Here is a 6553-nt window from a genome sequence, read left to right as displayed (position 1 = left end):
CGAGCAAGATCGGGATAGAGGAGATCGGTTACAAGGGAAATATGCCCAATGTATGGGACGGGGTGCCACAGGACGTCCTGGACCAGCACGGTGTGGCCTACGACGAGGAATGGCTGGCCAAATGCGTGGACCAGAGCCAACGCGGCGTTATCGCGGAATGGGACGAGGATGGTAATTTGTTGACGTAGATGATAACATATATAAAATGTAAAGGGCCCGCACCAAAAGTGCGGGCTTTTTAATAAACAGGATATGATGAATATCTATTTTGGATTGTTTTTTAAAATTGTGAGCCACAATTATTATCTTAAAAACTTTCTAAATCTCAATACCCAATGAATGTAGTCAGCTACAGTCCCCAAGAACCTTTTGATTCATTTTTTAGGGAATGTTACTACATCCATTTGGGCAAGGAAAAGGCTAATCGCCGTATACCAGTTATAGACGATTGCTGTTATGATTTTGTGTTTTTCAAAGAAACCAAAGGCGTTTTTCATTTCGGCCGTGATCATAATTGTACTCCAATTGACAGCAGGATTTTTACCATTCATGATGTAACACCTCCATACCGAATTGAAGCAGCTGACTCACTGACTTTTTTCACCATCAAATTACAGCCATGGGCAAACGCTTATTTCTTCTCAACATTACAAGACTCCGGAGTAGTCGATATAAGTCATCTCGATGCAAATTTGATTTCGTTTCATGAACAAGTTTTCAGAACAAATGAAGTGACCGAAAAATTCTCTTTGGCAGAGGAATTCATGACTCAGAATACGATGGAACCAACTCCCTCCATGGCGTTGGTTCGCGACATTTGTGAATATATCTATGCTAAACAGGGTAAAGTTACCGTGAATGAGTTAAGCCATCAATTTGAGCGTTCCAGGCAATACTTGGGTAAAACCTTTAAAAAAGAAGTGATGTACAGTCTTAAGAGATTCATCGTTACCGTACGTATATTGGACTTGGTCAAATTCAAGGCTAAAAACCCGGATATTTCACTCACGGAGCTCAGCTATGACTATGGTTATTTTGACCAACCTCATTTCATCAATGACTTTAAAAAGATTTGTGGGGTCGCACCTCAACAGTTTTTCAATAATCTGCCAGAGTTTTTAATGCGCCATCAATAGGGTTTCCATTTTTACAATTAAATTACCGTAGGTTGTAGGTTCTTTGCATAAAAGGAAAACATGAGGTATTTTTTGTTCATTTTTGGAGTGATGATGTTCGTGGCCTGTGGTCAAAATTCAAGCCAAAAGGAAAAAACGGTTTCAACTAAGTTAGCGTATGTCCGTGATTCACTGGATACCTATTTCACTAAGTTAACGGAATTACGAAAGTTCAACGGAGTAGTGCTGGCATATAAGAATGATACACTTTTGCTGGATAAGGCGTATAATTTGAGCGCGCAACCCAATAACATGGCCTATGTGACCACAAATCATCAGTTTGATATCCATTCCGTTTCCAAATTGATGACCTATTATTTGGTTGCCCAATTGGAGTTGGAAGGAAAGCTTTCCATTGATCAGACCTTGGATACATATTTTGATGGTTTTTCCAAAGGGAACGAGATAACCTTGAAAATGCTCTTGGAACATAAGTCTGGTCTGCCCAGGGAATTGATTGGTTTTGAGGGCGAAGAATACCTACTGACATTGGATGAAATACTGGAATTGTCCACAGAACAAAAACTATTGTTTCAACCTGGGGCGGATGTGCAATATTCCAATGTTGGGTATGAAATATTGTACTGTATAGTGTCTAAAATATATGGAAAATCATTCTCTCAATGTGTGGTCGACGAAATTTTTGAACCGTTGGGAATGGATTCTAGCGGAGCTCACTTTTTTGTTGAAAAAAATCGAGTGAAACTGATGGCGCAGAATCATGTGTTTAAAGATGATGCTTTGGAACCGGTTGATAATATACAGAAAGATGAATTCCGAAGCGCACGTCTTTTTTCAACGGCCAAGGACCTCAAAAAATTTATGGATCACATCAAGCAGGAACCATACGCTTCATTTTTGAAGGATAAAAATGGAGTTATTGCAAAAGATGGTGGTTCCAAAGGTATCCGGGCTCAGGTGTACAGTGATTTAGAAAACCATTTTGATTTTGTATTGCTCGCTAATTATGATGGGATGCCCTTTTTTGATACCATCGATGATATGGTCAAGTTGATGAAATCAGAACCCGTGGATTATCCTAAGGAAATTAATAGAAAGTCAATCATTTTGGAAAAAGAAGTGCTCCAACAATATGAAGGGGCCTATGTTTTTGCCGATTTTGATGGGTTGGTTTTGGAGATCAAGGTCGAGGGTGACCACCTGATTGTCTTACAGGAAGATGAAAAAGTAGGAGAGTTGAAAGCGGAAAGTCCTGTTGTTTTTTTTGAAGACCCCAAGGCGGCCGAGTCTTTCGAGTTTATTAAAAATGAATCGGGAACCTATGATGCCCTAATGGGCTGGAAGGGGATTGTGGTTGAAGGAAAACGAAAGTAAAAGGGGGACCTGTCCTACTTGTCCAATTCATTGTAAGGAATAAAAAGGATATTGTACTTTTTCGCGTAGATATAGGTAAACTGAGCTCCGAAGAATAAAATCATACAGGAATAAGAAACCCATAGGAGAACCAGAACAATTGCGCCTGCAGCGCCATAGGTGGAACCAGGATTTGCCTCTCCAAAATAGAGGCCCAACAGAAACTTACCTATCACAAATAAAATGGCGGTAATCAATGCTCCGAACCAAACCGCTCGCCATTTTATCTTGGCATCGGGCAGGAACTTGAACATAAGAGCAAACATTACGGTGATTATACCTAAGGATGATATGATATCCACCAAGTATGCGAGGTATACGGCCGCTTCGGAAATAAAACTTTTTAGGTAATCATTGAGGGCTGTTATGGCGGCGGTTATGATAAAGCTGATAAGCAGTAAGAATCCGATTACCAGAATAAAGGCAAAACTCTTGGCCCGTTCTGTAACCAATTTCCAAAAATTAAATCCAGGCGATCCGGAAATACGCCATATCTTGTTCAGCGATATTTTTAGTTGGTAGAACACCCCCGTGGCACCAAAAAGTAAGGTAGAGATACCAATAATTGTAGAGATTAAATTTTTATCCTTGTTTTGGGTGTCCTGAATAATATCTTGAATGGTTTGGGCCGCATTAGGTCCAAGGGCAATAGAAAACTCGTTGGTCAAACGACCTTCAACAATATCCACTCCCCAAATAGATCCGACCACATTGATTATGATCACCAACAGAGCCGGAAGTGATAGAACGGCGTAGTAGGCGACCACAGCGCTCAATCGCCATGGGTTGGCTTTGCTCCAAGCCTTAAAGGTGTCCAGAAAAAGGTGGGGGAAATCTTTAAGTTTAAAGCGTTCGGAATATGTATGGCCCTCTTTCAAAAAATGTATTTGATCAATTAATCAAACGCAATTTAGCAGATAGTTCAAATAGGCATTATTGGAAAAGCTTCAATTGTTGACTGTATTGCAACAAAAAACCCCATAAACATATAGTTTACGGAGTTTTTCTGTACTCGAGGCGGGACTTGAACCCGCACGGGCATAATGCCCACAGGATTTTAAGTCCGGCGTGTCTACCAATTCCACCACTCGAGCAGGACTTGTATGTAAAAAAAAAACTCCACCCGTGGTGACTGAGCGGAGTCGACGTTGAGCGAAAAACGGGATTCGAACCCGCGACCTCCACCTTGGCAAGGTGATGCTCTACCAACTGAGCTATTTTCGCATTTTAAAGAACGCTGCACTTTTTCCAAGCGCGGATGCAAATTTATAATATTTCTATTAAAATAAAAGAATTTTTTTAGGAAGAAGCCTTTTTCTTTTTTCCCAGCAGTCTTTTGATCTCGTTCAATTTCATCAAAGCTTCCACAGGTGTCAGGGTATCAATGTCCAAATGCAAAATTTCCTCCTTGATTTCTTCGAGCAAAGGATCATCCAAATTGAAAAAACTCAATTGCATTTCGTTCTGGGAAGCCTGAAGTTTGTCACTCACCTCTTCACTAGCATGCGATTTTTCCAGTTTTTTAAGGATTTTGTTCGCTTTCTGGATGACCTGCTGTGGCATTCCCGCCATTTTGGCCACATGGATTCCGAAACTATGTTCACTTCCACCGGGAACCAATTTCCGTAAGAAAAGGACGTTGTCCTCCAGTTCCTTTATGGAAACATTGTAGTTTTTGATGCGCGAAAACGTATTGGTCATGTCGTTGAGCTCGTGGTAGTGTGTAGCGAACAAGGTCTTTGCCTTGGCCGGGTGCTCATGCAGGTATTCCGAAATGGCCCAGGCAATCGAAATCCCATCATACGTGCTAGTCCCACGACCAATTTCATCAAGTAGCACTAAACTGCGTTCCGAAAGGTTGTTGAGGATAGAGGCCGTCTCGTTCATTTCCACCATAAAGGTAGATTCGCCCATCGAAATGTTGTCACTCGCTCCGACCCGTGTGAATATTTTGTCCACTACGCCCAAATTGGCCTCTGTTGCAGGTACAAAACTGCCCATTTGCGCCAACAGGACAATCAATGCAGTTTGTCGCAACAAGGCCGACTTACCGCTCATATTGGGTCCGGTGATCATAATGATCTGTTGCTCTTCCCGGTCCAAGAACACATCGTTCGTCACATAGGCATCACCAATCGGCAACTGCTTTTCGATAACCGGGTGCCTTCCTTCCTTTATATCGATATTGGTGGAATCGTTGATTACGGGTTCCACATAGTTGTTTTCTTTCGCCAGTTGGGCAAATCCGCAAAGGCAGTCCAATTGTGCGATCAAGTGTGCATTGAGCTGTACGGGGCTAATGTATTCCTGCATCCAGACGAGCAACTGTTCAAAAAGTTGCTGTTCCAATTGAAAAATGCGTTCCTCGGCACCCAAAATCTTGGATTCGTACTCCTTCAGTTCCTCTGTAATATAACGCTCCGCATTGACCAGGGTCTGCTTGCGTATCCAAGTTTCCGGGACTTTATCTTTGTGTGTGTTCCGGACCTCAATGTAATAACCGAACACATTGTTGGAAGCTATTTTTAAAGACGTAATGCCCGTTTCTTTGGTCTCTCGCTCCAACATTTTGTCCAAATAATCTTTGCCGGAAAATGCGAGGCCACGGAGCTCATCCAATTCTTCGGAATAGCCCTCTGCAATGGTGTTGCCTTTGGCAATGTTCACCGGAGCTTCTTCATTGAGGACTTCTTTTATTTTGGAACGGAGTGCATCACAATCGTTTAAACGCTCGCCGATATTTTTTAGGGAGTAATTAGTGCTGTTTTGGGCCAATTGCTTGATGGGTACGACGGCCTCCAACGAATTTTTAAGTTGAACTACTTCTTTCGGGTTGATTTTTCCCGTGGCCAATTTGGAAATCAATCGTTCCAAGTCGCCCATCTGTTTGATGTATCCCTGAATCTTGTTCAGCTGTTCACCTTCATTTTTTAAATGGGATACCACCTGATGCCTTTGTTGGATTTTTTCCACATTTTTCAGCGGAAGTGCCAGCCATCTTTTCAGCAAGCGTCCGCCCATGGGCGAAATGGTCTTGTCGATAATGTCCAACAAGGTTACCGCATTTTGGTGCGAGGAATGATAAAGCTCTAAGTTCCTGATGGTAAAACGGTCCATCCAAACGTATTCCTCCTCGGCAATGCGCTGTATTTTATTGATATGTTGTAGTCGGCTGTGCTGTGTTTCCGACAGGTAGTGCAGCACGGCGCCCGAGGCAATGATGCCATGGGTGAGGTGTTCTATGCCAAAACCCTTTAGGGTTTTTGTCCCAAAATGATGGTTCAGACTCTCTTGTGCATAATCTTCCTGAAAAATCCAATCCTCTAAAAAGAAACTGTGGAACTGATTGCCAAAGCACTCCACAAAATCCTTTCGGTGGCTTTTGGAGACCAAAACTTCATTTGGTGAAAAATTCTGGAGCAATTTGTCCACTTGTTCTGTTGACCCTTCTGAGGTCAAGTATTCCCCTGTGGAAATATCCAAAAAGGACACTCCCAATTTGTTGCGTCCAAAATGTACGGCACACAAAAAGTTGTTGCTCTTGGCAGAAAGGATGTCATCGTTTAGGGCAACGCCTGGGGTTACCAATTCGGTCACGCCCCGTTTTACAATGCTTTTCGTCTGCTTGGGGTCTTCCAGCTGGTCGCAAATGGCCACGCGTTGCCCCGCCTTTACCAATTTGGGCAAATAGGTGTTCAACGAATGGTGTGGAAACCCTGCCAACTCCGTCTTATCGCCTCCATTGTTCCGGTGGGTAAGGATAATGCCCAATATTTTGGCGGCCTTCACCGCATCTTCCCCAAAGGTCTCATAAAAGTCTCCTACGCGGAACAGCAACAAAGCATCAGGATGTTTTACCTTGATGGCATTGTACTGTTGCATTAACGGGGTTACTTTCTTGTTCTTTTTATTGGCTGCCAAAGCGATTTAATTCTGTTATTTTTGCCCAAAATTGGGATGGAAACGAATATATTGTTTTCACCGACCATCAAAAATTTTTGTTG

General features: G+C 42.5%; 4 protein-coding genes, 2 tRNA genes and 1 pseudogene. 3 read left to right on the top strand and 4 right to left on the bottom strand.

Translation table 11 applies throughout. From position 1 onward, the window contains the following. From J0656_RS11370 to J0656_RS11360, 3 genes and pseudogenes are all read left to right on the top strand, one after another. Positions 1-188 (top strand): annotated as a pseudogene (locus J0656_RS11370) (gluconate 2-dehydrogenase subunit 3 family protein); the annotation flags it as partial. 147 nt (positions 189-335) lie between these two features. Continuing rightward, positions 336-1136 (top strand): helix-turn-helix transcriptional regulator, encoded by an 801-nt coding sequence (locus tag J0656_RS11365; protein ID WP_207033831.1) that lies wholly within the window; start codon positions 336-338, stop codon positions 1134-1136. 60 nt (positions 1137-1196) lie between these two features. Continuing rightward, positions 1197-2510: a serine hydrolase domain-containing protein gene (locus tag J0656_RS11360; RefSeq protein WP_207033829.1), complete on the top strand. Its 1314-nt coding sequence runs from the start codon at positions 1197-1199 to the stop codon at positions 2508-2510. Positions 2511-2524: 14 nt separating this feature from the next. Here the strand turns inward: J0656_RS11360 and J0656_RS11355 are convergent, their stop codons facing one another. The 4 genes from J0656_RS11355 to mutS all read right to left on the bottom strand — a co-directional run bounded on the left by J0656_RS11355 (position 2525) and on the right by mutS (position 6431). After that, a complete protein-coding gene (locus J0656_RS11355; RefSeq protein WP_207033827.1) occupies positions 2525-3427 on the bottom strand; it encodes a YihY/virulence factor BrkB family protein in 903 nt (300 codons plus the stop codon). A 131-nt stretch (positions 3428-3558) separates the two neighbouring features. Further along, positions 3559-3643, bottom strand: a tRNA-Leu gene (locus tag J0656_RS11350). Between the two features lie 57 nt (positions 3644-3700). Further along, positions 3701-3773, bottom strand: a tRNA-Gly gene (locus tag J0656_RS11345). 75 nt (positions 3774-3848) lie between these two features. After that, positions 3849-6431 (bottom strand): DNA mismatch repair protein MutS, encoded by a 2583-nt coding sequence (gene mutS, locus J0656_RS11340; protein ID WP_207033848.1) that lies wholly within the window; start codon positions 6429-6431, stop codon positions 3849-3851. Positions 6432-6553 lie beyond the last annotated feature (122 nt).

Source organism: Flagellimonas aurea (assembly GCF_017313785.1).
GTDB lineage: Bacteria > Bacteroidota > Bacteroidia > Flavobacteriales > Flavobacteriaceae > Flagellimonas > Flagellimonas aurea.
Note: the sequence above shows the minus strand (reverse complement) of the source record. Positions and strands in the feature narration are given on the sequence as shown.

Bases quoted from the DNA above. Each gene is read 5' to 3' on its own strand.
- J0656_RS11365 (WP_207033831.1), top strand. From the start codon at position 336: ATGAATGTAGTCAGCTACAGTCCCCAAGAACCTTTTGATTCATTTTTT.
- J0656_RS11360 (WP_207033829.1), top strand. From the start codon at position 1,197: ATGAGGTATTTTTTGTTCATTTTTGGAGTGATGATGTTCGTGGCCTGT.
- mutS (WP_207033848.1), bottom strand. From the start codon at position 6,431: ATGCAACAGTACAATGCCATCAAGGTAAAACATCCTGATGCTTTGTTG.